This window comes from Bordetella sp. H567 (assembly GCF_001704295.1).
In the GTDB taxonomy this organism is placed as follows: Bacteria; Pseudomonadota; Gammaproteobacteria; order Burkholderiales; family Burkholderiaceae_B; genus Bordetella_C.
Genome location: NZ_CP012334.1, coordinates 1,787,570 through 1,813,226 on the forward strand (window position 1 = coordinate 1,787,570; position 25,657 = coordinate 1,813,226).

General features: G+C 67.7%; 23 protein-coding genes. 18 read left to right on the forward strand and 5 right to left on the reverse strand.

Translation table 11 applies throughout. The annotated features are described in order from the left end of the window. Positions 1 to 23 precede the first annotated feature (23 nt). From AKI39_RS08125 to AKI39_RS08140, 4 genes are all read right to left on the reverse strand, one after another. Positions 24 to 2,045 (reverse strand): ABC transporter substrate-binding protein, encoded by a 2,022-nt coding sequence (locus tag AKI39_RS08125; RefSeq protein ID WP_158515160.1) that lies wholly within the window; start codon positions 2,043 to 2,045, stop codon positions 24 to 26. A gap of 244 nt (positions 2,046 to 2,289) precedes the next feature. After that, positions 2,290 to 2,460 (reverse strand): 50S ribosomal protein L33, encoded by a 171-nt coding sequence (gene rpmG / locus AKI39_RS08130; RefSeq protein WP_066634348.1) that lies wholly within the window; start codon positions 2,458 to 2,460, stop codon positions 2,290 to 2,292. 35 nt (positions 2,461 to 2,495) lie between these two features. After that, positions 2,496 to 2,732 carry a 50S ribosomal protein L28 gene (gene rpmB / locus AKI39_RS08135; protein WP_066634352.1) on the reverse strand — a complete coding sequence of 79 codons (237 nt, stop codon included), beginning with the start codon at positions 2,730 to 2,732 and terminating at the stop codon, positions 2,496 to 2,498. A gap of 363 nt (positions 2,733 to 3,095) precedes the next feature. Beyond that, positions 3,096 to 4,241 (reverse strand): Bcr/CflA family multidrug efflux MFS transporter, encoded by a 1,146-nt coding sequence (locus AKI39_RS08140; RefSeq protein WP_066634354.1) that lies wholly within the window; start codon positions 4,239 to 4,241, stop codon positions 3,096 to 3,098. 192 nt (positions 4,242 to 4,433) lie between these two features. On the opposite strand from AKI39_RS08140, the gene AKI39_RS08145 reads away from it, so the two are divergent. From AKI39_RS08145 to AKI39_RS08185, 9 genes are all read left to right on the forward strand, one after another. Further along, the gene (locus tag AKI39_RS08145; RefSeq protein ID WP_145925223.1) at positions 4,434 to 5,699 is read left to right on the forward strand and encodes a class I SAM-dependent methyltransferase; all 1,266 of its coding nucleotides are present in this window, start codon (positions 4,434 to 4,436) and stop codon (positions 5,697 to 5,699) included. A 131-nt stretch (positions 5,700 to 5,830) separates the two neighbouring features. After that, on the forward strand, positions 5,831 to 6,205 hold the full coding sequence (locus tag AKI39_RS08150; RefSeq protein WP_066634357.1) for a tautomerase family protein: 375 nt from the start codon (positions 5,831 to 5,833) through the stop codon (positions 6,203 to 6,205). 102 nt (positions 6,206 to 6,307) lie between these two features. After that, positions 6,308 to 7,489: a beta-ketothiolase BktB gene (gene bktB / locus AKI39_RS08155; RefSeq protein WP_066634359.1), complete on the forward strand. Its 1,182-nt coding sequence runs from the start codon at positions 6,308 to 6,310 to the stop codon at positions 7,487 to 7,489. 9 nt (positions 7,490 to 7,498) lie between these two features. Further along, positions 7,499 to 8,269 (forward strand): spermidine synthase, encoded by a 771-nt coding sequence (locus tag AKI39_RS08160; RefSeq protein ID WP_066634361.1) that lies wholly within the window; start codon positions 7,499 to 7,501, stop codon positions 8,267 to 8,269. Between the two features lie 160 nt (positions 8,270 to 8,429). Next, on the forward strand, positions 8,430 to 9,278 hold the full coding sequence (locus tag AKI39_RS08165) for a GntR family transcriptional regulator (protein ID WP_066634365.1): 849 nt from the start codon (positions 8,430 to 8,432) through the stop codon (positions 9,276 to 9,278). Beyond that, on the forward strand, positions 9,226 to 10,566 hold the full coding sequence (locus AKI39_RS08170; protein ID WP_083228699.1) for a malonyl-CoA decarboxylase domain-containing protein: 1,341 nt from the start codon (positions 9,226 to 9,228) through the stop codon (positions 10,564 to 10,566). Before AKI39_RS08165 ends, AKI39_RS08170 begins: the two co-directional genes overlap by 53 nt. Before the next feature lie 132 nt (positions 10,567 to 10,698). Then, positions 10,699 to 11,526 (forward strand): enoyl-CoA hydratase/isomerase family protein, encoded by an 828-nt coding sequence (locus tag AKI39_RS08175; RefSeq protein WP_066634367.1) that lies wholly within the window; start codon positions 10,699 to 10,701, stop codon positions 11,524 to 11,526. Further along, complete coding sequence (locus tag AKI39_RS08180) at positions 11,523 to 13,064, forward strand: malonate--CoA ligase (protein WP_066634369.1); 1,542 nt, start codon at positions 11,523 to 11,525, stop codon at positions 13,062 to 13,064. The genes AKI39_RS08175 and AKI39_RS08180 overlap by 4 nt, the downstream gene beginning before the upstream one ends. 242 nt (positions 13,065 to 13,306) lie before the next feature. Next, positions 13,307 to 14,281, forward strand: coding sequence for a Bug family tripartite tricarboxylate transporter substrate binding protein (locus AKI39_RS08185; protein ID WP_066634370.1), 975 nt, complete (start codon positions 13,307 to 13,309; stop codon positions 14,279 to 14,281). Between the two features lie 159 nt (positions 14,282 to 14,440). Here the strand turns inward: AKI39_RS08185 and AKI39_RS08190 are convergent, their stop codons facing one another. Further along, on the reverse strand, positions 14,441 to 15,397 hold the full coding sequence (locus AKI39_RS08190; protein WP_066634373.1) for an aldo/keto reductase: 957 nt from the start codon (positions 15,395 to 15,397) through the stop codon (positions 14,441 to 14,443). Between the two features lie 283 nt (positions 15,398 to 15,680). Here AKI39_RS08190 and AKI39_RS08195 point away from each other — a divergent pair, with 283 nt between their 5' ends. From AKI39_RS08195 to uvrC, 9 genes are all read left to right on the forward strand, one after another. Then, positions 15,681 to 16,670, forward strand: a complete 990-nt coding sequence (locus tag AKI39_RS08195; RefSeq protein WP_066634374.1) for an ABC transporter substrate-binding protein — start codon at positions 15,681 to 15,683, stop codon at positions 16,668 to 16,670. Between the two features lie 16 nt (positions 16,671 to 16,686). Next, positions 16,687 to 17,577, forward strand: coding sequence for an ABC transporter permease (locus AKI39_RS08200; protein WP_066634375.1), 891 nt, complete (start codon positions 16,687 to 16,689; stop codon positions 17,575 to 17,577). A 290-nt stretch (positions 17,578 to 17,867) separates the two neighbouring features. Then, positions 17,868 to 18,662 carry an ABC transporter ATP-binding protein gene (locus AKI39_RS08205; RefSeq protein ID WP_066634377.1) on the forward strand — a complete coding sequence of 265 codons (795 nt, stop codon included), beginning with the start codon at positions 17,868 to 17,870 and terminating at the stop codon, positions 18,660 to 18,662. 241 nt (positions 18,663 to 18,903) lie between these two features. After that, entirely contained in the window at positions 18,904 to 20,010 is a 1,107-nt protein-coding gene (locus AKI39_RS08210) for a patatin-like phospholipase family protein (RefSeq protein WP_066634378.1), read from the forward strand. A gap of 153 nt (positions 20,011 to 20,163) precedes the next feature. Next, on the forward strand, positions 20,164 to 21,249 hold the full coding sequence (locus tag AKI39_RS26260) for a response regulator transcription factor (protein WP_443103253.1): 1,086 nt from the start codon (positions 20,164 to 20,166) through the stop codon (positions 21,247 to 21,249). Between the two features lie 101 nt (positions 21,250 to 21,350). After that, the gene (locus AKI39_RS08220) at positions 21,351 to 22,079 is read left to right on the forward strand and encodes a pyridoxine 5'-phosphate synthase (RefSeq protein WP_066634379.1); all 729 of its coding nucleotides are present in this window, start codon (positions 21,351 to 21,353) and stop codon (positions 22,077 to 22,079) included. Between the two features lie 60 nt (positions 22,080 to 22,139). Continuing rightward, positions 22,140 to 22,583 (forward strand): holo-ACP synthase, encoded by a 444-nt coding sequence (acpS, locus tag AKI39_RS08225; protein WP_066634380.1) that lies wholly within the window; start codon positions 22,140 to 22,142, stop codon positions 22,581 to 22,583. Positions 22,584 to 22,752: 169 nt separating this feature from the next. Then, the gene (gene nagZ, locus AKI39_RS08230) at positions 22,753 to 23,808 is read left to right on the forward strand and encodes a beta-N-acetylhexosaminidase (protein ID WP_066634381.1); all 1,056 of its coding nucleotides are present in this window, start codon (positions 22,753 to 22,755) and stop codon (positions 23,806 to 23,808) included. Continuing rightward, complete coding sequence (gene uvrC / locus AKI39_RS08235; protein ID WP_066634383.1) at positions 23,771 to 25,594, forward strand: excinuclease ABC subunit UvrC; 1,824 nt, start codon at positions 23,771 to 23,773, stop codon at positions 25,592 to 25,594. The genes nagZ and uvrC overlap by 38 nt, the downstream gene beginning before the upstream one ends. The last annotated feature ends 63 nt before the right edge of the window (positions 25,595 to 25,657 follow it).

Genomic DNA, 25,657 nt, shown 5'->3' on the forward strand with positions numbered 1-25,657 from the left:
GGACCCTGCTGCTGGGTCGGCGGTCAGTGCGTTGCGGCGCCCTGGCCGACCTGGTCCGGCCAATCGGACAGGGCGGGAGACCGGGTACCTAGCCCGGGTGTCGCCGCCTTGAGCGGCGCTTCGGCGTGCGCGCCGCCCTTGTTTGCCGGTGTCTCCGCCGATGACGATGCGTTCGTAGCGGACGTTGGTGCGCGTCCACCGGTCGCTTGTGCCGGTGTCGCGGGCGCGGCGCCGGGGCGCGCGCCGCGCAGACGCGCGGTCAGATCCGTATCGGGCCGGACCACCGGCCGGCTGGCGCCGGTGACCGGATGTGCCGAGTCCGCGGCCGGGTGGGCATTGGCGGGGCTTGCGGTCCCGGTGGGACCGGCAGCGCCTCGACCATACGCCCCGGTGGTTTCCGTGCCCGGCGCTGTGCCTGAGCCCGCCGCCGTGGGAGCACCAGTAGCGGCACCACCAGCGGCGCCAGCAGCGCCAGCGCCACCAGCCCCAGCAGCGCCAGCACCAGCAGCACCACCAGGACCAGCAGGACCAGCAGCACCAGCAGCACCAGCAGCACCAGGACCAGCAGCACCAGGACCAGCAGCAGCACCAGCCCCACCCGCGGCAGCATCCGCCGCCGGGTGCCCATCCCGAGTTGTATTCTCGCGCGCCGCCTGGACGCGCAGACGGCGGATCTGCTCGTCCAGCGGTTGCAGGCGCGCGCCGGTGGCGTAGACGAAGCGGTCCATGATCAGGCGGCCGTCGGCATGTCCGGTATAGCCCAGGTAGACGCCCAGCGTGGATTGATGATCCAGGTTGCGATATTCGATGATGCCGAACGGCGTCGGCACCTGTAGCCGGGGAAAGGCCGCCGCCAGCGCTTCCCGGTCTGGCGAGCCGGCGCGTTTCAGCCCTTCGGCGATCGAGCGCAAGGCCGAATATCCCAGGACCGCGGCCATGCCCGGCGCGTCGCCGTAACGATCGCGATAGGCCTGGACGAACGCCTGGTTATCCGGCGTATCGACCGCATCGCGGGGGTATCCCGTGATGATCCAGCCGTCGGGGATCATGCTGCCCAGCGACGCCGGATCCGGCACCGCCACATTGTCGATCGCGGTGTTTTTCATGCGGGGTGCCGAAGCCGGCACGTCCGGCGTACCGATCGGCGACGCAGCCGGCGCCGATGTCGCGATGGCAGGACGGGCAGCGGACGGGATGCCGGGGTTCTTGCTGATGGCCGGCGCGGCAGCGGATGGCATGCCGGCATCCAGCGCGGCCAGGTTTTCCGGCTCGCCCAGGAACAGGGAAACCACCCCCACGCCGTCGAACAGGTGGGCGGCCATGCCGGCGTCGGCGAGGCTCGCCAGATCGCGGCCGGTCAAGGTAATGAAGATGGCCTCGGGCTTGGCGGCTGCCAGTGCCGCCACCGTGGCGGGGGCGTCGAACTTGCCCGGCGCGATGGCCTGTTCCGCGACGAACGCGGTCTTGGACTGGAAGGTCTTCAGCAGGCCCTTGAATGCGTCCACCGTCGCGCGGTCGGATTCCGTGTCCTGGGAGATCAGCGCCCAGCGCAGTTTGCGCAGGCCCAGCGCCTTCGGCGCGACGGCGGCGGCCTGCATCCAGGCGGCCGGCCGCAGCCGGAAGGTGTAGCGGTTGCCTTCCTGCCAGGTCAGCCGCTGGGTGAGGGGCGAGACGGCCAGATACAGCACCTTGGCCGTATCCGCGTAGCGGGAGAGCGCCAGCCCGACCTCGGAGGAGTAGCCGCCGAACAGCGCGACCACGCCGTCCTTTTCCACCAGGGCTTGCGCCGCGCGCACCGCGTCGTCCGGATCGCCATGGTCGTCGCGGGAACGCACTTCCAGCTTGTGGCCCAGTACGCCGCCTTCGGCGTTGATCTGCTCCAGGGCCAGCATCCAGCCGCGCCGATACGGCGTGGAGTAGTCGGGCAGGGCCTGGTAGGTATCGATCTCGCCGATACGCAGCGGCGGCGGGGCAGGCGGCACCGCTGCCGCCCGCGGCGCCTTGGCCGGGCCAGCGGCGAACGCCGGCGTTCCCGTAAGCAGCATGCAGGCCGCCAGCAACAGGGCCCGGGCGACCCCTGCGCGCGCGCGGCGCGGCGCCGGCATGTCGCAAAGGGGACCGCCGCGTGGACGACGCAAGGCCCAGCCATGCAAGGCACACAGGCGGGCAAGACGAAAAAAAACCGACATTGCTGTCGGCTTTTTTTCCTGGAAACCCGGGCGCATCTCGGCGTGCTCGCTGATGGTCCGCATGGCGGCGCGTCGGCGCCCGATGTCCCGGTCCGCTCGCTTACTTGAGCTTGGTTTCCTTGTAGTCCACGTGCTTGCGCGCGACCGGATCAAACTTCTTGATCAGCATTTTTTCCGGCGTCGTGCGCTTGTTCTTCGTGGTGGTGTAGAAATGTCCCGTGCCGGCGGTCGACTCGAGCTTGATCTTTTCGCGGGTGCCTTTGGCTGCCATGTCGTACTCCTGGATAGTCTGAGGGCGGGGATGGCTTAGATCGCTTCGCCGCGCGCGCGCAGTTCGGCCAGAACGGCATCAATGCCTTTCTTGTCGATGGTGCGCAGGGCCTTGGTGCTGACACGCAAGGTGATCCAGCGGTTCTCGCTTTCGACGAAGAAACGACGCGATTGCAGGTTGGGCAGGAAGCGACGCTTGGTCTTGTTGTTGGCGTGGGAAACGTTGTTGCCCACCATCGGGCGCTTGCCCGTTACTTGGCATACGCGTGCCATAAGATGCACCTCAGGTATTCAATGCTTGCCGCGTATGGTTCGGAAGACGGGGGGGTTCAGCCGCCGGCAGGGGGTGCCGGCCATCCCGTGTTTCCAGGATGATGGGTCGGTTGGGGTGACCCAAGTTGACCCAAGTGCTTGTGCCCGCCGCCCCTTCGACTTATACGCATCGGCGGGGTGGAAGTGCCCGGCTACAAAGCATAGTAGCTGGCACGGGTAAATTCGTAAGCCTGCGATTCTACTATGAAAAAAGCCCGCCGGGCAAGTGTCCCGTCTTCCCGGGGTAGCGACCGCGGGATGCCGCGTGCCGCCCGGCACGGGGGCCATGGCCGGCTTCGTGGGGCTTCGGCCGCAGAGCGCGCATCAAGCCCTGGCCCGCGCGGCCCGTCCGGACAGCCAGGACAGGCAGGCGCATGCCGCCAGGACCGCGGTCAGCGGCAGGGGCGTATCGCTTTGCCACAGGCTCACGCACAGGCCCGCCAGCGCGCCGCAGGACAGCTGCAGCGTGCCCAGCAGCGCGGACGCGGCACCCAGCCGCTTGCCCTGTTCGGCCAGGGCCAGGGCGGCGGAATTCGGGCTCACGAATCCCTGGCTGGCCATGTACGCGATCAGGCACGCCATCAGGAGCGGCAGCGTCATCCATCCCGCCAGGGTCAGCACCACCCCCGCCAGGCTGGCCAGCGCCAGGGTGACCAGGGCGCGGCGCTGCAAGGTGGCGGGGGACAGGCGGCGCAACAGCCGTGCGCTGATCTGCGAGCCGGCGATCAGGCCGGCGGCGTTCAGGCCGAAGAGCAGGCCGTAGTGCTGCGGATCCACGCCATACAGTTCGATGAAGACGCGCGGCGATCCCACGATGTAGGCGAACATGCCGGCCTGGCCCAGGCCGCCCGCCAGGCTGTGCGTCATGAACCCGCGATGGCGCAGCAGTTCGCCGTAATTGCGCGCGATGGTGCGCCAGTGCAAACGGATGGCGCGTTCGGGCGGGAGCGATTCCTCCATGATGAAAAGCATGGCTGCCATCAGCGCCGCCCCGGCGGCCAGCATCAAGGCGAAGACGCCGCGCCAACCCGTCAACAGCAGCAACTGCCCGCCAATCAGCGGCGCAAGTATGGGCGCCAGCCCCATGACCAACAACAGCAGCGACATGGCGCGCGCGGCTTCCTGCGTTTCGTAATGGTCGCGGATGACGGCGCGCGGGATCACGATGCCGGCCGCGCCGCCCAGCGCCTGCACCGCGCGCCATGCCGTCAGGCTCTCGATGTCGACGGCCAGTGCGCAGCCCAGCGACGCGATGACATACAGCGACAGGCCCACCAGCAGCGGCGGCTTGCGTCCATAGCGGTCGGCCACGGGGCCGTAGAAGATCTGCGCCGCGGCCAGGCCCACCAGATAGGCGGCCATCGTCCGTTCGACGTCGCCCTGGCTGACGTTCAGCCCCGCGGCGATGGACGGAAACGCCGGCAGATAGAGGTCGATGGAGAAGGGCCCGATGGCTGTCAGCGCACCCATCAGAATGAGCCAGCCTGGCAGACCGCGCGCGGGTGGGGAAGAAGGCATCGATTGACGTTGGCCTGAATGGCGCAGGCCCGGAAGGGATATTCCGGATCTGTCGCCGGCAAAATGTAACATGTGGAGAAGCGGTTCAAATCGGAAACAAATTCCGATAAAGTCCCCGGGTTCTTTCTTGCGAGGTTGACTGTCGTGAATCCTGTGTTGTCTGCGGTGGAACGCAAACTGGAGTCCGTTTCGATCCCGGTCCAACTGGAAATGCCGGATGGCACCAAGGTAGGGGCGCCGAATCCCAAGGTGAGGTTCGTCGCGCGGAGCAAGGTGGCCCTTGCGCATCTGGCGGCCGGCGAGGTCGGCATACTGGCCCAGGATTATGTGGAAGGCCTGGTGGACATACAGGGCAACATGCACGACGTGATGCGTGCGGCGGCCGAGATGCTGCCGAATTCTCCGGTGCAGGCCGAACGCGGCGGATGGCTGCAGGCCTTCATGCGCCGTATGGTTTCGGTGCAGCGCCATTCCGTCGAACGCGACGCCAAGCAGATCCAATTCCACTACGACCTTTCCGACGACTTCTATGCCTTGTGGCTGGACCCGCGCCGGGTCTATTCCTGCGCGTACTACCGCACGCCGGACATGTCGCTGGCGCAGGCGCAGGAAGCCAAGCTGGACCATATCTGCCGCAAGCTGCGCCTGACCCCGGGCGAACGCTATCTGGATGTGGGCGCGGGCTGGGGCGGGCTGTTGTTGTGGGCGGCGGAAAACTACGGCGTCGACGCCACCGGCATTACCCTGTCGCGCAACCAGCACGCCCACGTGAACCGGCTCATCCAGGAAAAAGGACTGCAGGGCCGCGTGCGCATGGAGCTGCTGGATTACCGCAAGCTGGACGAGAGCAAACCCTACGACAAGATCTCTTCGGTGGGCATGTTTGAACACGTGGGCCGTGCCCAGCTGCCCGACTATTTCGCCAAGCTGCGCCGCCTGTTGCGCCCCGGCGGGCTGATCATGAACCACGGCATCACGGCGGGCGGCGTCCATAACGCCCAGCTGGGCAGCGGCATGGGCGACTTCATCGAGAAGTACATCTTTCCGGGCGGTGAGCTGACGCACATCAGCCACGTCCTGGGCGCGATGGCCGACGGCGGCCTGGAAGCCACGGACATCGAAAACCTGCGGCCGCACTATGCCCGCACGCTGTGGGCCTGGAGCGACAGCCTGGAGAGCCAGCTGGACGCCGCCGCGAAGATACTGACGGGCGAGCAGGGCGCGAAATCGCTGCGCGCCTATCGCCTGTACCTTGCCGGTTGCGCCATGGCCTTCGAACATGGCTGGATCGCGCTGCATCAGGTGCTGGGCCAACGCCTGGCCACGGGCCGTGCCGATGAGCTCGACCATCCGGCCGACTTGGCCTATCCCTGGCGGCGGGATTACATCTACGCCGGCACGCCTGCCTGATACACGTCAACCGGGACGCGCGGCAACCGTATTACCATAGCCTTGGTGCGTCCCGCGGTCCTTCGTTCGATAGCGTGGAACGCCGCCCCTCGCGGCGTTCTTTCCTTTTCTTCCTTTACACCGGAATCCTCATGCCCATACTTCATGTCCATGTCTTGTCCGGATGGTCCGCCGACAAGAAGTCGGCGCTGCTGAAGGGCGCCACGCAAGCGGTCGTCGACAGCCTGGGGGCACCCCTGCGCAGCGTGCGCATCATGCTGCATGAAGTCGCTCCGGATCACATCATCGTGGGGGGCGAGGTGGGCAGGCAGTCGGTGGTGTTCCACGCGCACATGATCGTCGGCCGCACGGAAGCACAGAAGAATGCGCTGTACCAGGCATTGAACGGGGCGGCCTGCGCGGCGCTGGGCGTATCGGGCGACGACGTGCGTGTCCTGCTGGACGACGTGCCGAATACCGACATGGGCATGGCCAACGGCGTCAGCGCCAAGGCCGCCGGCCGCTAGGGCCGGCTGGCACGGCAGCGGCGCCTCCAGACTTTCGACATCCGACCATAGCCGTCACGCGGCGCTGCGGCTCCGGGGACCGGCGCTTACAGGAGAGCCATCATGAAAGAAGTCATCATTGCCGCCGGCGCGCGAACCGCGGTGGGCACATTCGGCGGCGCGCTCAAGGACGTACCCCCGATCGATCTGGGCAGCACGGCGATCCGCGAGGCGCTGGCGCGCGCCGGCGTCGACGGTGGCGAAGTGGGCCACGTCGCGGTGGGCCACGTCATCAATACCGAACCGCGCGATATGTACCTGTCGCGCGTCGCCGCGCTGAATGCGGGGGTCGGCAAGGAAACACCCGCCTTCAACGTTAATCGCCTGTGCGGTTCGGGCCTGCAGGCCATCGTGTCGGCGGCGCAGTCCATCATGCTGGGCGACACGGATATCGCCGTGGGCGCGGGCGCGGAAAACATGAGCCGCGGGCCCTACATATCGCCGGCGCAGCGCTGGGGTTCCCGCATGGGCGACGCGACGCTGTCGGACATGATGGTGGGGGCGCTGACCGATCCCTTCCAGCGCATCCACATGGGCGTTACCGCCGAAAACGTCGCGTCCAAGTACGAAGTCAGCCGCGCCGACCAGGACGCGCTGGCGCTGGAATCGCACCGCCGCGCGGCGGCCGCCATCGATGCGGGTTATTTCAAGGACCAGATCGTTCCGGTCGTCATCAAGACCCGCAAGGGCGAGGTGCGCTTCGAGGTCGACGAGCATGTGCGGCGCGACGTCGATACCGATTCCATGGCCAAGCTCAAGCCCGTATTCCAGAAGGAGAACGGGACCGTCACGGCGGGCAATGCCAGCGGCATCAACGACGGCGCGGCCGCCGTGGTGCTGATGAGCGCGGACGCCGCCGGCAAGCGGGGCGTGAAGCCGCTCGCGCGCCTGGTGGCCTATGGCCACGCGGGCGTGGACCCGGCCTACATGGGCATCGGCCCGGTGCCCGCCACGCAGGCCGCCCTGAAGCGGGCGGGGCTGAGCATCGACCAGCTCGATGTCGTCGAGGCCAACGAAGCCTTTGCCGCGCAGGCCTGCGCCGTCACGCGCCAACTGGGACTGGACCCGGCCAAGGTGAACCCCAACGGCAGCGGTATTGCGCTGGGCCATCCCATCGGCGCCACGGGGGCCATCATCACGGTCAAGGCCTTGTACGAGCTGCAGCGAATCAAGGGGCGCTACGCGCTGGTCACGATGTGCATCGGCGGCGGGCAGGGCATTGCCGCGATTTTCGAGCGAATCTGACGAGAGCCCATGCCGCCACGCGCCACGCCGTCCGCCCAGGACATCCCCACGCTTTCCGAATCGAACGGCGTCCGCTATCTGCACTTCGACAGCCCCTGGATCCAGGGGGCCATGCGCGTGGCGGATCCGGCGGAACTGGTGCTGGAGTACACCGGCCAGATGATGGCCTGGCTGCTGTTCATGGAACCGCCCCAGGACGGCGCCATCGGCCTGCTGGGCCTGGGTGCGGGTTCGCTGGCGCGGTTCTGCGTGAAGCGAACCCGCAGCCGCGTGGTGGCGGTGGAGTGGAATCCGCGCGTCACGGCGATCTGCCATGCGTTCTTCCGCCTGCCCGGGCCGCCCCGCCTGAGCGTGGAGGAAGACGACGCCGGGGCCTGGGTCGGTGATCCGGCCAATGCCGGCCGCTGTCCCATCCTGATGGTGGACCTGTACGATGCCCAGGCGCGCGGCCCGGTGCGCGATTCCGTGCGTTTCTATCGCGACTGTCGCCGGGTGCTGGGCGATACCGGCGTGCTGGCGGTCAATCTGTTCGGCGAGCACGAGAGCTTTCCGCGCAATATCGACAACCTGTCCGCGGCCTTCGACGGGCGGCTCGCCATGCTGCCGGAGATCGATGCCGGCAACCGCATTGTCCTGGGGTTTTCCGGGCCGCCGATCGATATTCCGGTCGAGGCCCTGCTGGACCGCGCGGCAACGGTGGAGGCCGTCTACGGCCTGCCGGCGCGCCGTTGGGCGCGCGCATTGATCGGCCAGGCGTCCGGAGGCCGGCTCGTTTATTGAGCCAAGGCCCCGCAGCAGGTTGATCCGTGACCCCGCGGCGGGCGTGCCCGAGCGGTCATGCCCAAGGGCGGGGTTCATCCAAACGAAGGTGTGCGCGGAGGCGCCGCCGGTGTAAGATACCCACACCATAATTATGAATTATGGACCCGGAATCCTGCCCATGCACGCCGTCCATCCCGCCGCCGAATCGCCCCAGCCCATCGTGCGCCAGGCCCTGTACCTGGAAGCCGCGCAGCGGCTGCGGGAAATGATCCGCTCGCGTACCCTGGCCGCGGGGGAATGGGTCGACGAACTGCGCGTCGCCGCGCAACTGGGCATTTCGCGTACGCCCCTGCGCGAGGCGCTGAAGCTGCTGGCCAGCGAAGGCCTGGTGCGCCTGGAGCCGCGGCGCGGCTGCTTCGTCAACGAGCTGTCCATGCGCGACCTCGACGACATCTTCCCCCTGATGGCCATGCTGGAGGGCCGCTGCGCGTTCGAAGCGGCGCGCAAGGCCGGTCCGGAGGACATCCGCCGCCTGGCCGGCCTGCATGAAGTCCTGCGGGAGCACGCCGCCGCGGGGCGCATCGATGCGTACTACGAAGCCAACTACGTCATCCATGAAGCCATCCAGGCGCTGGCCGATAACCGCTGGCTGTCCGACACCATCGGCAACCTGCGCAAGGTGCTGAGCCTGTCGCGCCACAAAAGCCTGATGCTGCCTGGACGCATGCGCGCGTCCTGTGCGGAACACATGGCGCTCTTCGCCGCCATCCGCGACCATGATCCGGAACGTGCGGAAACCGTGGCGCGCGATCACCTGCTGCGCCAGCTGGACGCGCTGCACGCCATGGAGCGCCGCGCGAACGGCGCCGTGCCCACCGCCCCGAAGCGTGCCGGCAAGCGGCTTGCGCCCGAGGCCGCGAAATCCCGATCCGCGACGGCCTCGTCCGCCGTGGCAACCGCCAAGGAGCCCGTTCATGACCGTTCCCGAACCGCTCGTTCCCGCGCGCGCGTCGCGCCCGCTCGATAAAGCCATGCCGCGGCGTGAACTCGTCAGCGCACCGTCCGATGCGGACGCCGACACACCGGACGCGCACGCCGGGTTGATGGCGCGCCTGGGCCGCCTTTGGGAGCGCGACCGTTTTCCCCATCAGGCCGCATTGCGGCCCTTGTTCGCGCCGCGGCTGACGGACGTGGCGGCCAACCGGCTGGCTCATGCGTGGTGCCAGGCGTACACGGCGGCCGACGGCAAGGCCAGGCGCGCCATGCTGGCCCTGCTGGCGGCGGCCAGCGCGGCGCAGGCGCAGCAGGACGAAGCCAATGGCCGCCTGTTCCGCCGTTTCAACAACCAGCCCGACGGGCTGCGTTTCCTGGTGGATCTGCGCGCCGATATGCTGCGCTGGCGCAAGCAGGTGTCGGGGCTGCAGGCGCTGGACAAGACGCTGGAAAGCCTGTTGTCCGCCTGGTTCGACGTGGGCCTGCTGGACCTGCGGCGGCTGACCTGGGACACGCCGGCCTCGCTGCTGGAAAAGCTGATCGTGTACGAAGCGGTGCACGAAATCCAGTCCTGGGACGACCTGAAGCACCGTGTCGCGGAGGATCGCCGCTGCTATGCGTTCTTTCATCCGCAGATGCCGGACGTGCCCCTGATCTTCGTGGAGGTCGCCTTCGCGCCGCAGATGGCCGACGACGTGCAGGCCCTGCTCGATACGGCGCAGCCGCCGCAGAACCTGGACAAGGCGCGCTGGGCCATCTTCTATTCCATCTCGAATACCCAGCCGGGCCTGCGCGGCATCAGCTTCGGCAACTTCCTGCTGAAGCGGGTCATCGACCAGCTCCTTTCTGAACTGCCCAAGCTGAAATCGTTCGCGACGCTGTCGCCCATTCCCGGATTCGCCGACTGGCTGGGCAAGCTGAACGCCGACGAAGTCGAAGAAATCGTGCGCGATAAAACCCGCGATCGCGCGCGTCGTGGGGTGCCGGACGGGGCCCGCTGGCTGGCCCGGCTGCGCAAGGCCGCCACCAGTCCGCGGGGCGGCGGCGAAGTGGTCCAGCGTGCCGCGATGAAACTGGCGGCGGCCTACCTGCAATCGATGAAGGCCGGCGCGCCGCTGGACCCGGTGGCGCGGTTCCACCTGGGCAACGGCGCCCGCATCGAGCGTATCAACTGGGGCGCGGATCGCTCGCCCAAGGGGCTGGCGCAGTCGGCGGCGCTGATGGTGAACTACCTGTACGAGCTGGACGAACTCGACGACAACCTGGGGCGGCTGAATTCGGGCAAGCCGGCGGTCAGCCGCCTGATTGCCCGCATAGGGTAGACACCGGGGCCCGGCCGTGGCCGCATGATCAATAATCCTGTACGAACAGCATCGCGCTGAAGGACAATCCGGCACAGTATCGACGCCGCGCGGCGCGCGGCGGCATCCAGACCGGAACAAGAAACAAGGGACATGACGCTCGCCGATCCCCCGCTAGATGCGCCGCCCGATGCCGCGGGGCGCGTGCTGTGCCGCCGCGAAGGTGCGGTCGCCCGCGTCTGCCTGTCCCATCCGGGACGCATGAACGCCATCACGGTGGCGATGTGGCGGGAGCTGGCGCGCCTGTTCCAGGCGCTGTCCGTGGATCGCACGCTGCGCTGCGTGGTCGTGCAGGGCGAGGGCGGCCATTTTGCCGCGGGTGCCGATATCCGCGAATTCCCCCAGGCGCGGGGCGACATGGCGTCGGTCGTGCGCTATCACCGCGAAATACTGGCTCCCGCGCTCGCGGCCATCGAATCCTGTCCGCATCCGGTCGTGGCGCGCATCAACGGCGTGTGCGTGGGCGGCGGGTTGGAAATCGCCTGCCAGTGCGACCTGCGCATCGCTGCGCGCACGGCGCGCCTGGGCGCGCCCATCAACCGGCTGGGTTTTCCCATGGCGCCCGACGAGATGCGCGGACTGCTGAAGGTCGCCGGACATGCCGTGACGCTGGAGCTGCTGCTGGAAGGCCGCATCCTGCAAGCCGAGGAGGCCTGCGCCAAGGGCCTGCTGACCCGCGTCGTCGACGATGCCGAGCTGGACGGCGAAATAGAACGCTGCGTCGGCCGTGTCCTGGCGGGCGCGCCCCAGGCCGCGCAACTGAACAAGCGCATGGCGGCGCGCCTGTCGCGCGGTGAACCGCTCAACGACGAAGAATATCGACGGTTTTTTTCTTATGCGGAAAGCCCCGACCATCGGGAAGGCGTGCGCGCCTTCCTGGCGGGCGAAGCGCCGACCTTCACTGGAGACTGGAAAGAGTGAGCAATGCCAATCTGTACGCGGTACTTGAAACGGGTTTTCCGCCGGATCGCAGCCAGGTCGCGATCGAGACGCCGACACTGCGCTACACCTGGGACGACATCGACCGGGCCAGCGCCTGCCTGGCCAACCTGCTGAAATCCCTGCGTCTGCCCAAGGACGCCCGGGTTGCCGTGCAGGTCGAAAAATCGCCGGAGGCGCTGCTGCTGTATCTGGCCACCCTGCGGGCGGGGCTGGTGTACCTGCCGCTGAACACCGCGTACCGCGAGGCCGAGATCGATTATTTCCTGGGCAATGCCGAGCCGTCCGTCGTGGTCTGCGACAGCGCCAACCTGCCCTGGATACAGCGCCTGGCGGAAAAGTCCGGCGTGCCCCACGTCTATACGCTGGACGATGACCGTACCGGCACGCTGCTGGAAGCGGCGGCCGGGCTGTCACAGACGTTCAAGACGGTGGCGCGCGGCGCGGACGACCTGGCCGCCATCCTGTATACGTCGGGTACCACGGGACGCAGCAAGGGCGCGATGCTGTCGCATGGCAATCTGGCGTCCAACGCACGCGTGCTGAACGCCTATTGGGGCTGGCGTTCCGATGACGTGCTGCTGCACATGCTGCCCATCTTCCACGTGCACGGGCTGTTCGTGGCATCGCACGGCGCGCTGCTGGCGGGCGCCCGCATGATCTGGCTGCCCAAGCTGGACGTGGAGCAGGCGCTGCGCTACCTGCCCGTGAGCACCGTGATGATGGGCGTGCCGACGTATTACGTGCGGCTGCTGGCGGATCCCCGATTTGGCCGCGACGTCTGCGCCCGCATGCGGCTGTTCATTTCCGGCTCGGCGCCGCTGTTGACGGAAACCTTCAACGCCTTCCAGGAGCGCACCGGCCATACCATCCTGGAACGCTACGGCATGAGCGAAACGGTCATGTTGACGTCCAATCCGTACGATCCGGTGGAAGGCGCACGCATCGGCGGCACGGTCGGCAAGGCGCTGCCCGGGGTGGAGCTGCGCGTGGTCGACGATGCCGGCAGGAAGCTGCCTCCCGGCGAGATCGGCAACATCCAGGTGCGCGGCCCGAACGTGTTCTCCGGCTATTGGCGCATGCCTGAAAAGACGCGCGAGGAGTTCGCCGAGGATGGCTGGTTCAAGACCGGCGACGTCGGCCGCTGGGGCGGCGAAGCCCACGGGCACCCCATTCCCGTGGACTACGTCAGCATCGTCGGTCGCAGCAAGGACCTGATCATCTCCGGCGGCTACAACGTCTATCCCAAGGAAATCGAGTCGGTCATCGACGATATGCCGGGCGTCGAGGAATCGGCGGTCATCGGCGTGCCGCACCCGGACTTCGGCGAGGCCGTCGTCGCCGTCGTCGTGCCGCGCGCCGGCGCCGCGCTGGACCCGGCCGAGATCCAGAACGACCTGAAGAGCCGCATCGCCAACTTCAAGGTGCCCAAGCGTGTCCATGTGACGGACCAGCTGCCGCGCAATACCATGGGGAAGGTGCAGAAGAACGTATTGCGGGAAACGTTCGGCCGCCTGTGACGGATCGCGGAAAGCGCGCATGGCCTTGATGGCCGTGCGCGCGGACCATCCTGTCCCGCAGTGCAAGCGCACCGGCGGCGCGATCGCGCCACCGGTCCATCCATCACCCACCAGGAGAGCACCCACCGCATACCTGCATGACCGATGTGCGTAAGGATTCATAAAACGGCGGACGCCGCGGCGCGCCGCCATCGATCGATGGGCGATAACCCATCCCGCGCAGCATTCCGGAGGAGAACATCATGGCTTACCGTATCAGGTTGGCGGCGCTCGGCGCCGCATTGCTGGCCCTAGTCCTGGCAAACCCGGCTTCGGCCGATTGGCCCGAGAGGCCGGTCACCATCATCGTGCCCTTTCCCGCCGGGGGCGGCACCGATACCTTCGCCCGGCCTCTGGCCGAGCAGTTGCGCACGCAACTGGGACAAACCGTGGTCATCGACAACAAGGGCGGCGCCGGCGGCACCGTGGGCGCCGGCGTGGCGGCCAAGGCGCGTCCCGACGGCTATACCTTCTTCATGGGCGGCGCGCATCACGCGGTCGCGCCGGCGCTGTACCGGCAGCTCAACTACGATATCCAGAAGGACTTCATCCCGGTCGCGCTGCTGGCGCAGCCGCCGCAGGTGGTCGTCATCAATGCATCCAAGCTGCCGGTCAAGACGCTGCAGGAATTCATTGCGTATGCCAAGGCCAGGCCGGGTGAGATCAACTACGGGACCGCGGGCAAGGGCAGCACGCATCACCTCGCGGGGGAGCTGTTCGCCATGCAGACCGGCATCAAGCTGGTGGACGTGCCGTACCAGGGCGCGGGACCCATGCTGTCCGCATTGATTGGCGGCCAGGTGGACATGGCTTTCGACGGCCTGGGTTCGTCTTCCGGTCATATCCGCGCCGGCAGCATCAAGCCGCTGGCCGTGGCGGCCGCGCAACGCTCGCCGTCCTTTCCCGACGTGCCCACCGCCGCCGAGGCCGGCGTGATGAATTACCAGGTGTCGACCTGGTACGCGCTATGGGCGCCGGCCGGCACGCCGCAGCCTGTCGTGGACCGCATGATCCGCGAGGTGTCCACGGCATTGAATGCGCCGCGCATCAAGGAGCAATGGGCGTCCAACGGGTCCGCGGTTCCGGACCTGACCGGCCCCGCCTTCGGCAAGTTCGTCGACGATGAAGTGGCCAGGTGGGGCAAGGTCGTGAAGGACTCCGGCGTGACGCTGGACTGAACACCGCCGCGCTGAGCCGGGCGCCGGGGCGCGACACTACACGGGGCACTCCGGCCTGGCTCTGGACTGACACGCCGGCGCGGCCCTGGACCCGCCGCGGCAATGGCGCGGCCCCGCTACCGTTCTTGCCGGTGCGGGGCTCCGATACCGCGACCGGCGTCAGCGCCAGGCACTGGCCTCGTCCAGCTTGCGCAGGATCTCCGGCGGCAGCGTCAGGTAGGCGGCCTTGACCAGGTCGTCCAGCTGGGCGAGCGACGTGGCGCTGGCAATGGGCGCGGTGATACCCGGCTGTGCGATCGTCCAGGCCAGTGCCACCTGTGCCGGCGTCGCGCTGGTCGCTTCCGCGCCCTGGTCCAGCGCGGCCAGGATGCGCAGCCCGCGCTCGTTCAGATAGTTCTCGACGATTTTCTTGCCGCGCACGCTCTTGCCGGCATCGGCCGCCGTCCGGTATTTGCCGGACAGGAAGCCGCTGGCCAGGGCGTAATAGTTGATGGTGCCCAGCCCCTGCGCCGTGACCACGGCCTGCAAGCCGTTTTCGTACGGTTCGCGGCTGTACAGGTTGTACTCGGGCTGGATGGACTCATAGCGCGGCAGGCCGTTGCGCTCGCTCAGGATCAGCGCTTCGGACAAGCGCGCGGCGGTGTAGTTGGAAGCGCCGATGGCGCGTATCTTGCCTTGGTCGCGCAGCTTGCCGTAGGCCGTCAGCGTATCGGTCAGCGGCGTATCGGGGTCATCGCGATGCGACTGGTACAGGTCGATGTAGTCCGTCTGCAGCCGGGCCAGCGAATCTTCCACGGCGCGCGCGATATACGCGGGCGACAGGCCTTGCGCGCCGGGTCCCATTTCCATGCCTACCTTGGTCGCGATGACGACCTTGTCCCGCTTGCCGGACTTGGCCAGCCATTTGCCGATGATGACCTCGGACTCGCCGCCCCGGTTGCCGGAGGCCCAGCGCGAATAGACGTCCGCGGTGTCGATGAAATTCAGGCCCGCATCCACCATGGCGTCCAGCAGGGAAAAAGCGTCTGCTTCGCCGACGGTCCAGCCGAATACATTGCCGCCGAAGGCGAGGGGGGGCACCGAGAGGCCGGAACGGCCCAATTGACGTTGTTGCATGGTCAGTCGCTCTCATCCATGGTTGTAATGCTTGTCAGACAAATGCCCGGCAAGGCATCGGATTTTTCTTCTTCTCGCTTTGATTCTTTCATCCAAGTATATCGGCCGAAAGGCGATATCAGGCACTTGCGTGAACGTTCAGGGATTTCCCGCGCGTGGCGCTTCACGCCGCCAAGTTAGACTATGCATTTTTGGGGACGGGCGGCATGCCGACGGTCCGCCGCATCGGCGCGGCCCACTGTGCCCGCCCCTGGCGTTTTCCAAGGTCGAGGAGCCTGCTTTTATGTCTAGGACAATATCCGCCGTACAAGCGGCCGCCGCCGCGTTCGCGCTGGCCGCCGCGCTGCATTCCGGCGGACCGGCGCAGGCCGCGCCCGCCGGGCAGAAATCGGTGGCCGTCATCGCAATCGTCGAGCATCCCGCGCTGGATGCCGTGCGCGATGGCGTCAAGGATGCGCTGAAGGCCAAGGGCTACGATGCCGCCAAGAACCTGAAGTGGCAGTACCAGAGCGCGCAGGGCAATACCGGCACGGCCGCGCAGATCGCGCGCAAGTTCGTCGGCGATCATCCGGACGCCATCGTCGCCATCGCCACGCCGGCCGCGCAGGCCGTGGTGGCCGCCACCAAGGAAATCCCGGTCGTCTATGCGGCCGTGACGGATCCCGTGGCCGCGCAGTTGGTACCGTCCATGGAGGCCTCCGGCACCAATGTCACGGGCGTTTCCGATGCGCTGGACGTCAGCCGCCAGATCGATCTGATCCGCAAGATCGTGCCGAACGCCAAGCGCGTCGGCATGGTGTACAACCCCGGCGAAGCGAATTCCGTCGTGGTGGTCAAGCAGATGCAGGAATTGCTGCCCAAGGCCGGCATGAGCCTGGTGGAAGCGGCCGCGCCGCGCACGGTCGATGTGGCCGCCGCCGCGCGCAGCCTGATCGGCAAGGTGGACGTCATCTATACCAGCACGGACAACAACGTCGTCGCCGCCTACGAATCGCTCGTGAAGGTCGGCAACGACGCCAAGATTCCGCTGGTTGCGGCGGACAACGACAGTGTCAAGCGAGGCGCCATCGCCGCGCAGGGCGTGGACTATTACCAGTTGGGCAAGCAGGTGGGCGACGTCGTGGCCCGGATACTCAAGGGCGACAAGCCCGGGGCGATTCCCTCGGCCACGGTCACCACGGTGAAGCTCACGCTGAACCCGGCCGCCGCCCAGGCGCAAGGCGTGGCGCTGCCGGAAGCGCTGATCAAGTCGGCCGCACAGGTCATCAAGTAAGCAAGCTGCCGCGACGATGTCCCTTTTCTCATTGCTGGGCGCGCTGGAGGTCGGTCTGGTCTTCAGCCTGGTCGCCCTGGGCGTGCTGATTTCCTTCCGCCTGCTGCGTTTTCCCGACCTGACGGTTGACGGCAGTTTCCCCCTGGGTGCCGCGGTGGCCGCCACCCTGATTTCCGCCGGTATCAATCCCTTCGCCGCGACCGCCTGCGCCATCGTCGCCGGCGCCGCGGCCGGGTGGCTGACCGGCTGGCTGAATGTCAAACTGCGCATCATGGACCTGCTGGCCAGTATCCTGGTGATGATCGCGCTGTATTCGATTAACCTGCGCGTGATGGGACGGCCCAACGTCCCGCTCATTACCGAAGCCACGGTATTCACGATGCTGCAGCCCGCCTGGCTGAGCGATTACATCGCGCGGCCGCTGGTCCTGCTGGCCGTGGTGATCGTCTGCAAGCTGCTGCTGGACTGGTTCCTTTCCACGGAGCGCGGGCTGGCCCTGCGGGCCACGGGCGCCAATCCGCGCATGGCGCGTGCGCAGGGCGTGAACACCGGCCGCATGGTGCTGGGCGGCATGGCGCTGTCCAATGCCCTGGTGGCGCTGGCCGGCGCCCTGTTCGCGCAGGCCCAGGGCGGCGCCGATATTTCGATGGGCCTGGGCACCATCGTCATCGGCCTGGCCGCGGTCATCGTCGGCGAAAGCCTGCTGCCGGCACGGCGCATCGCGCTGGCCACGCTGGCGGTCATACTGGGCGCCATCGTGTACCGCTTCTTCGTCACGCTGGCCTTGAATACCGATTTCATCGGCCTGCAGGCCCAGGACCTGAACCTGGTGACGGCGGTGCTGGTGACCATCGCGCTCGTCATTCCGCGCTTGCGCCGCCGCCGCCGCGCGGCGCAGGGAGTGTGAATGGAAACCCACCCCGGGAAGGAAACACACCCCCCGAAGCGCTGCGCGCTTCCCCCCTCAAGGGGGGCGACGCTGGCGGACCGGCGAAGCCGGATCCGCGGCGTCCCGGATCGAGGTGCACCTGTTGCATGCGACGTATGGTGTGATGAAGCCCACCCCCCGAAGCGCTGCGCGCTTCCCTCTCAACGGGTGGCGCTGGCGGACCGGCGGAGCCGGATCCGCGTTGTTCCCCAAGGGGGTAGACCTGTTTCACGCGTAGCGAGTGGCACGCGGGGTGATGGAAAACTGACATGTTAAGCGCGCACGATCTGCACATTACCTTCAATCCCGGCACGCCCATCGAGACACGGGCGCTGCGCGGCTTGTCGCTGCACATCCCCACGGGCCAGTTCGTTACCGTCATCGGCTCCAACGGCGCCGGCAAATCGACCTTCCTGAACGCGGTGTCGGGCGACCAGGCCATCGACGCCGGTCGTATCGAAATCGACGGCGTGGACATGACGAGCCAGCCGTCCTGGCGTCGCGCCGAACATATTGCCCGCGTGTTCCAGGACCCCATGGCCGGCACGTGCGAGGACCTGACCATCGAGGAAAACATGGCCCTGGCCCAGGCGCGCGGCAACCGCCGCGGCCTGCGCCACGCGGTCAAGGCGGCCATGCGCGGCGTCTTCCGCGAACGCCTGGCCACGCTGGGGCTGGGCCTGGAAAACCGCCTGGGCGACCGCATCGGGCTGCTGTCAGGCGGGCAGCGGCAGGCGGTCAGCCTGCTCATGGCGGCCTTGCAGCCCTCGCGCCTGCTGCTGCTGGACGAACACACGGCGGCGCTGGATCCACGCACCGCCGATTTCGTGCTCGGCCTGACGGCGCGCATCGTCGCGGAAAGCCGGCTCACCACGCTCATGGTCACGCACAGCATGCGCCAGGCGCTGGAAGTCGGCGATCGTACCGTCATGCTGCATCAGGGCCAGGTGGTGCTGGATGTGGCAGGCGAAGAACGCCGCGGATTGACCGTGCCGGACCTCCTGGCCATGTTCGAGCGTGTACGCGGCGAAAAACTCGCCGACGACGCTTTGCTCCTGGGATGAGCCGCGCGCCCGCCCGGCCGCCCGAAGGGCGCGCGCCCTCCCTCGGGGAGGCGGTCGCGCAGCGACAGGAGGGCACAATATCCAGCGCGCCCGCCCGGCCGCCCGAAGGGCGCGCGCCCTCCCTCGGGGAGGCGGTCGCGCAGCGACAGGAGGGCACAATATCCAGCGCGCCCGCCCGGCCGCCCGAAGGGCGCGCGCCCTCCCTTGGAAGGGCAGTCGCGCCTCGACAGGAGGGCACACAGTGAAGCGCGCCAGTGAAGGCAAGTGTGCATATGGCACGGTGGCGCTGGTACTGCAGGGGGGCGGTGCGCTGGGCTCCTACCAGGCCGGTGTCTACGAAGGCCTGCACGAGCATGGCTTGCGGCCGGACTGGGTGGCGGGCATTTCGATCGGCTCTATCAATGCCGCCATCATCGCCGGCTCCCCGGAGGACGAGCGCGTCGAACGCCTGCGCGGGTTCTGGGAAGCCATCTGCCGTCCCTATGGCTACGAAGGTTTTCCCTGGGGTGAGTGGATGAACGGCCAACTGGCGGCGGCCGCGGCCCTTACGACTGGCCAGCCCGGGTTCTTCAAGCCCCGGATCCCGCCGCCGTTCTGGCAGCAAGGGATCGCCGCCACCAGTTACTACGACACGACGCCGTTGCTGGAGACGCTGCGCACCTACGTCGATTTCAAGCTGCTGAACAGCGGGGCGATGCGCGCCAGTTTCGGCGCCGTCAACGTGCGCACTGGCAATTTTTCCTATTTCGACACCACGCAGGGCGAACTGACGCCGCATCACATCATGGCATCGGGCGCGCTGCCGCCCGGGTTTCCGCCCATCGAGATCGACGGCGAATACTATTGGGACGGCGGCCTGGTGTCGAACACGCCGCTGTATTACGTCCTCTCGGACAGTCCCATGCGCGATACGCTGGTTTTCCAGCTGGACCTCTGGCCGGCGCGCGGCCCGTTGCCCAGCAACATGGAAGAGGTCGAGGAGCGCCGCAAGGACATCCAGTATTCCAGCCGCACGCGGCTGGTGACCGATAACCTCAAGCGCAACATCAAGCTGCGCGAGGATCTCCAACGGCTGCTGGCGCTGCTGCCGCCGGACAGGCGCAACGCGCCCGAACTGGCGGAAATCCGGCGCGATGCGCTGATTCCCGCGATCAACGTGGTCAACCTGATCTACGACTCGAAGAACTACGAACGGCATTCCAAGGACTACGAGTTCGGCACCGAAGCCATGCGCGATCATTGGTCGTCCGGCCTGACCGACATCCGCGCCGCCCTGGCCCGGCCGGGGCTGCTGGACCTGCCTGGGAAAGGCCAACGCTTCATCACGCACGATATTCATCGGCCTTGATCCCGCGTGGACCGAGCGACGGCGGCGATCGCGGCGGCATGGCGATCTCCGGCAGGGGATTGGTCTGAATTGGCATCCGATCCGGATGCGGAAGAAATCACGATGGTAGCTTTCGCTGCACATTGATCATCCATCGCAACCTTGTGGAATGTCATGGAATCGTGCAACGCAACCGAGAATACGCCGCTGTCGCTCGCACTGTGGGAGCCGGACGACGATACCCGCAATCGCACCGTGCATCTGCTCGCGCGGCTGGGCTTTCATGTCCATGGCTGCCGCGATGCGGCCGGCCTTTTCCAGTGGCTGGACCTGCGTGATCCGGACTTGGTGCTGGTGGGCGCCAGCGCGCCGGTCGGCCAGGTTGTCGAAGCCGTCCTGCCCCGCCTGAGCGCACACTATGGCGCGGGCATCCTGCTGCAGGCGCCCGACGCGGCGCAGCAGACGCGGCTGAGCGCACTGCAGGCAGGCGCCCACCTGTGCCTGGATCGCCGCTACGAAGCCACCGAGCTGGCCGCGCTATTGCGGGCCCAGGCCCGGCGCGCCGGGCGCCAGCGCCGACGGACCGCCGGTGCCGCGATCGCGGGGGCGGCGTCGCTCGCCCCGGCCGCCACGCCAGCCGCGCTCGCCGCCGCGGGCGGCCACGGTGCTGTTGCCAGAATGGGTGCCGCGGGCGCTTCTGGGGCTGGTTCTTCTGGTCCTTCCGGTGCCGCGGCCGCCGCCGGTGCCGCGCGGCCGGCAGGCGCTGCGGGCGCCACTGCCGCCACGATCCCGTCCGCCCGTCCCCCCGCGCCACCGAATGCCGTCGGCCTGGTCGGTTCCACGGAGATCGCCGGGCTGCTGGGCGCGGCGCCGGGCGCGCGTACCGCCGGCTATGCGCTGCGCAGCCTGGCCATGCAAGCCGCCGGTACCCCCGGCGGGGATGGGGTCGCGCGGCTCATGCCGGCCCGTGAACCCTGGCGCATCCTGTACCAGGGCTGGGTGCTGATCACGCCCGCCGGCAAGCGCATACACCTGACCGGCACGGAGCGCGCCTGCTTCATCTGCCTGCTCGAAAGCCCCAAGCGGGAGTTGTCCCGCGCTGCGATGAGCGAATTCATGACCGCGACCAATCTGCGCTCGGTCAACGTGGCCATCAGCCGCCTGCGCAAGAAGGTGCACGAAAGCGGCGAACGCCTGCCGCTGCATACGGTGCATGGCATGGGCTACGTGTTCGTCGGTGACCTGGCTACCGAGGAATAGGGGGCCGCGGCAGGCGCGGCGCGATAATATCGTCCTGTTCCGTTTCCGGCCGCCCCGTATGGATGGGGCGGTGCGCCGGAACCCAGACGACATGCGACGCGATGATAGACCTAGGCGTAAATATCGACCACGTAGCGACGCTGCGCCAGCAGCGGCATACCGATTACCCCGATCCCGTCCAGGCGGCGCTGCGCGCCGAGGACGCCGGCGCTGACTTGATCACCCTGCATTTGCGCGAAGACCGGCGCCATATCCAGGATGCGGATGTGCACCGGCTGCGGCCGCTGCTGCGCACTCGCATGAACCTGGAATGCGCGATCACGCGCGAAATGCTCGACATCGCCTGCGCGGTACGCCCGCAGGATGTTTGCCTGGTCCCCGAAAAGCGCACGGAGCTGACCACGGAGGGCGGGCTGGACGTGGCCGGCGCGCTGGCGGCGGTCACCGACGCGGTGTCGCAGCTGCACGCTGCCGGTATCCGGGTATCCCTGTTCATCGATCCCGACGCCGCGCAGATCGCCGCCGCGGCGCGCAGCGGCGCCCGCGTGATCGAGTTGCATACCGGTGCCTATGCGGAAGCGGACGGCGCGGCCGCCGCGGCCGAGCTGCAGCGCATCCAGCGCGCCGTGGCGGAAGGGCTGCGCCATGGCTTGCAGGTCAATGCCGGCCATGGCTTGCACTACGGCAATGTCCAGCCCGTCGCCGCGCTGGACGGGATCGCGGAATTGAACATAGGCCATGCGATCGTCGCGCGCGCCATCTTCGACGGCTGGGAAAAGGCCGTACGCGACATGAAGGCCTTGATGGTGCAGGCGCGCGCCGCGCGCTGACCGCCCGCATCCTGCCGCCCCGCGCCGGTCCCACGCATCCTCCCGCCCGCATCCTCCTCCATGCAGACAGCCCAGCCCTTATCTCCTTCATCCGTCGCGGCGTCGGCGATCGCCGGCATAGGCCTGGACCTGGTCCGCATCGACCGCATCGAGCGTGCGCTGCAGCGCCACGGCGACCGGTTCGCCGAGAAAATACTGGGCGAGCAGGAACTGGCCAAATTCCATGCGCGCCGCGCGCGCGACCCGCGCCGCGGAGTGCGTTTCCTGGCCACCCGCTTCGCCGTCAAGGAAGCGTTCTCCAAGGCCATCGGACTGGGCATGCGCATGCCGATGGCATGGCGGCGCGTGCAGACGCTGAACGCGCCTGGCGGGCGGCCCGTCCTGGTCCTGTCGCCGGAACTGCAGGCCTGGTATGAGCCGCGCTATGGCGCGGCTCATGTATCCCTGACCGACGAGACCGATATGGCCGCGGCATACGTGATCGTGGAGCGCCGGGCGCCGTGAAAGGATGGACCGCAATCGCGCCGTGAACGGGTCGCCTGCGACCGCGCCGTGAACGGATCGTCGAACGCCGCCCCGATCGATGGGCGAACGCAGGCGCCCCGGATGGCACGCAGGGCGGCATTTCGTAAAAACCCCGGCATTGCTCCGCCGGACATTCAAAGAGATCTCCATGCCACGCAAAAAGGATAAATCGCTGCCACCCGGTCCTGTCATGGTCGACGTGGCCGGGCCGGTGCTCACCAAGGAAGAAAAGAAGCGCCTGCGCCATCCCCTGGTGGGCGGCGTCATCCTGTTCGCCCGCAACTTCCAGGACAGGCAGACGCTGTGCGAACTGACCGCGCGCATCCACAAGGTGCGCGAGGAACCGCTGCTGATCGCGGTGGACCATGAAGGCGGCCGCGTCCAGCGCTTCCGTACGGACGGTTTTACGCCCTTGCCGCCGATGCGCGGCCTGGGACGGATATGGGACCAGGATCCCCTGCATGCGATGCGCCTGGCGACGGAATCCGGCTACGTCCTGGCCGCGGAGCTGCGCGCCTGCGGCGTGGACCTGAGCTTCACGCCGGTGCTGGACCTGGACTACGGCGTCAGCAAGGTCATCGGCGATCGCGCCTTTCATCGGGACCCGCGCGTGGTCGCCATGCTGGCGCGCGCGCTCATCCAGGGATTGGGGCTGGCCGGCATGGCGGCCTGTGGCAAGCATTTCCCGGGACACGGCTTCGTCAGCGCCGATTCGCACCACGAGATCCCGGTGGACCCGCGCAGCCTGGAGCGCGTCCTGCGCGAGGACTCGGCCCCCTATGGCTGGCTGGGCGATCTCGTCCTGCCGTCCGTCATGCCGGCCCACGTGATTTATCCCAAGGTGGACGACAAGCCGGCCGGTTTCTCGCGCCGCTGGATCCAGGATATCCTGCGCCGCCGCATGGGCTACGATGGCGTGGTGTTTTCCGATGACCTGACCATGGAAGGCGCCTCGGTCGCCGGCGACATCCTCGCGCGCGCCCAGGCCGCCCTGGGCGCCGGATGCGATATGGTGCTGGTGTGCAACCGCCCGGACCTGGCCGACGAATTGCTCGACCGCCTGATCCACGTTTCAGACCCCGAATCCATCGAACGCATCCGCCGCCTGATGCCGCGCTACCCGTCCGCGGACTGGAATGACCTGCAGGCCGACCGCCGTTACCAGCATGCCCGAAGCCTTCAATCTCAAATCCTTCCTGGCTGACCTGCCGCATCTGCCGGGCGTCTACCGGCATATCGATGCCAACGGCGAAGTCATGTACGTCGGCAAGGCGCGCGACCTGAAGAAGCGCGTGTCTTCGTATTTCCAGAAGACGCTGACCAGCCCGCGCATCGCGCAGATGGTGGGCAAGGTGGCGCAGGTGGAGGTCACCGTCACGCGTTCTGAGGCCGAGGCGCTGATCCTGGAAAACAACCTGATCAAGAGCCTGCGGCCGCGCTACAACATCCTGTTCCGGGACGACAAGTCCTACCCGTACTTGCTCATCACGGCGCACCCCTGGCCGCGCATCGCGTATTACCGGGGCTCCACGAACAAGCCGGGCCAGTTCTTCGGGCCTTTCCCCAATGCCTGGGCGGTGCGGGAAACCATCCAGATCCTGCAGAAGGTCTTTCGCCTGCGTACCTGCGAAGACACCGTCTTCGCCAACCGCTCGCGCCCCTGTCTGCTGCATCAGATCGGCCGCTGTTCCGCGCCCTGCGTGGGCGCGGTGCAGGCCGAAGACTACGCCAATGACGTGGCGCGGGCAGGGCGCTTCCTGAACGGCCAGGCCAAGGAAGTCATGCAGGATATCGAGGCCCGCATGCTGCGCGCGTCCGAGGCGCTCGAATTCGAAGCCGCCGCCGCGCTGCGCGACCAGATGGGTTCGCTGGCGCGCGTGCTGCACCAGCAGACCATGGAAGACATGGGCGGCGAAGACTGCGACATCATCGCGGTGGCTGTTGCGGGAGGGCGCGTGTGCGTCAACCTGGCCATGGTGCGGGGCGGCCGCCACCTGGGCGACAAGGCCTTCTTTCCCGCGCATGCGGAAGGCGAGGCGGCGGCGGACGTATTGGAAGCCTTCATCGGCCAGCACTATACGGACAACCCCCTGCCGCCCACGCTGGTCTGCTCGCATGCCTTGCCGGATGAAGCGCTGATCGCGCTGCTGGCCGAACAGGCCGGGACGCGCAGCCGCGTGCTGACGCGGCCGCAAGGCGTGCGCCGTTCCTGGCTGGAACAGGCGACGCGCAATGCCGAAATGGCGCTGGCGCGGGCGCTGACCGAATCCGGCGCGCGCGCCGCGCGCACGCTCGCGCTGGCCGAAACGCTGGAGCTGGAAACCGACGAGGCGGCGCTGGACAGCCTGCGCATCGAATGCTTCGATATCAGCCATACCGCCGGGGAAGCCACGCAGGCCTCGTGCGTGGTATTCGAGCACCACGAAATGCAGCCCTCGCTGTACCGGCGCTACAACATCGCCGGCATCACGCCGGGCGACGACTACGCGGCGATGCGGCAGGTGCTGACCCGCCGCTTCGCCAAGGTGGCCGACGGCGAAGCGCCGCTGCCCGGCCTGGTGCTCATCGACGGCGGCAAGGGGCAGGTGGAGATCGCCCGCCAGGTCTTCGCCGAACTGGGCCTGGACGTGCATGTCCTGGTTGGGGTGGCCAAGGGAGAGGGCCGCAAGGTCGGCCTGGAAACGCTGGTCTTCGCCGACGCGCGCCCGCCCGTTGCCCTGGGCCCGGAGTCCGCCGCGCTGATGCTGATCGCGCAGATCCGTGACGAGGCGCACCGCTTCGCCATCACCGGCATGCGGGCCAAGCGGGCCAAGGCCCGCAACGTGTCCCGGCTGGAGGAAATCGAGGGCGTCGGCGCGCGCCGGCGGCAACGCCTGCTGGCGCGGTTTGGCGGGTTTTCGGGGGTATCGCGCGCCAGTATCGAGGACCTGGCGTCGGTCGACGGCATCTCCCAGGAGCTGGCCGAGCGCATCTACGATGCCTTGCATTGACCGGCCCTGCCGGCATCCGGCGCGGGGCTGTCCGCGATGATGACAGCCCCGAGTCGCGGCCTG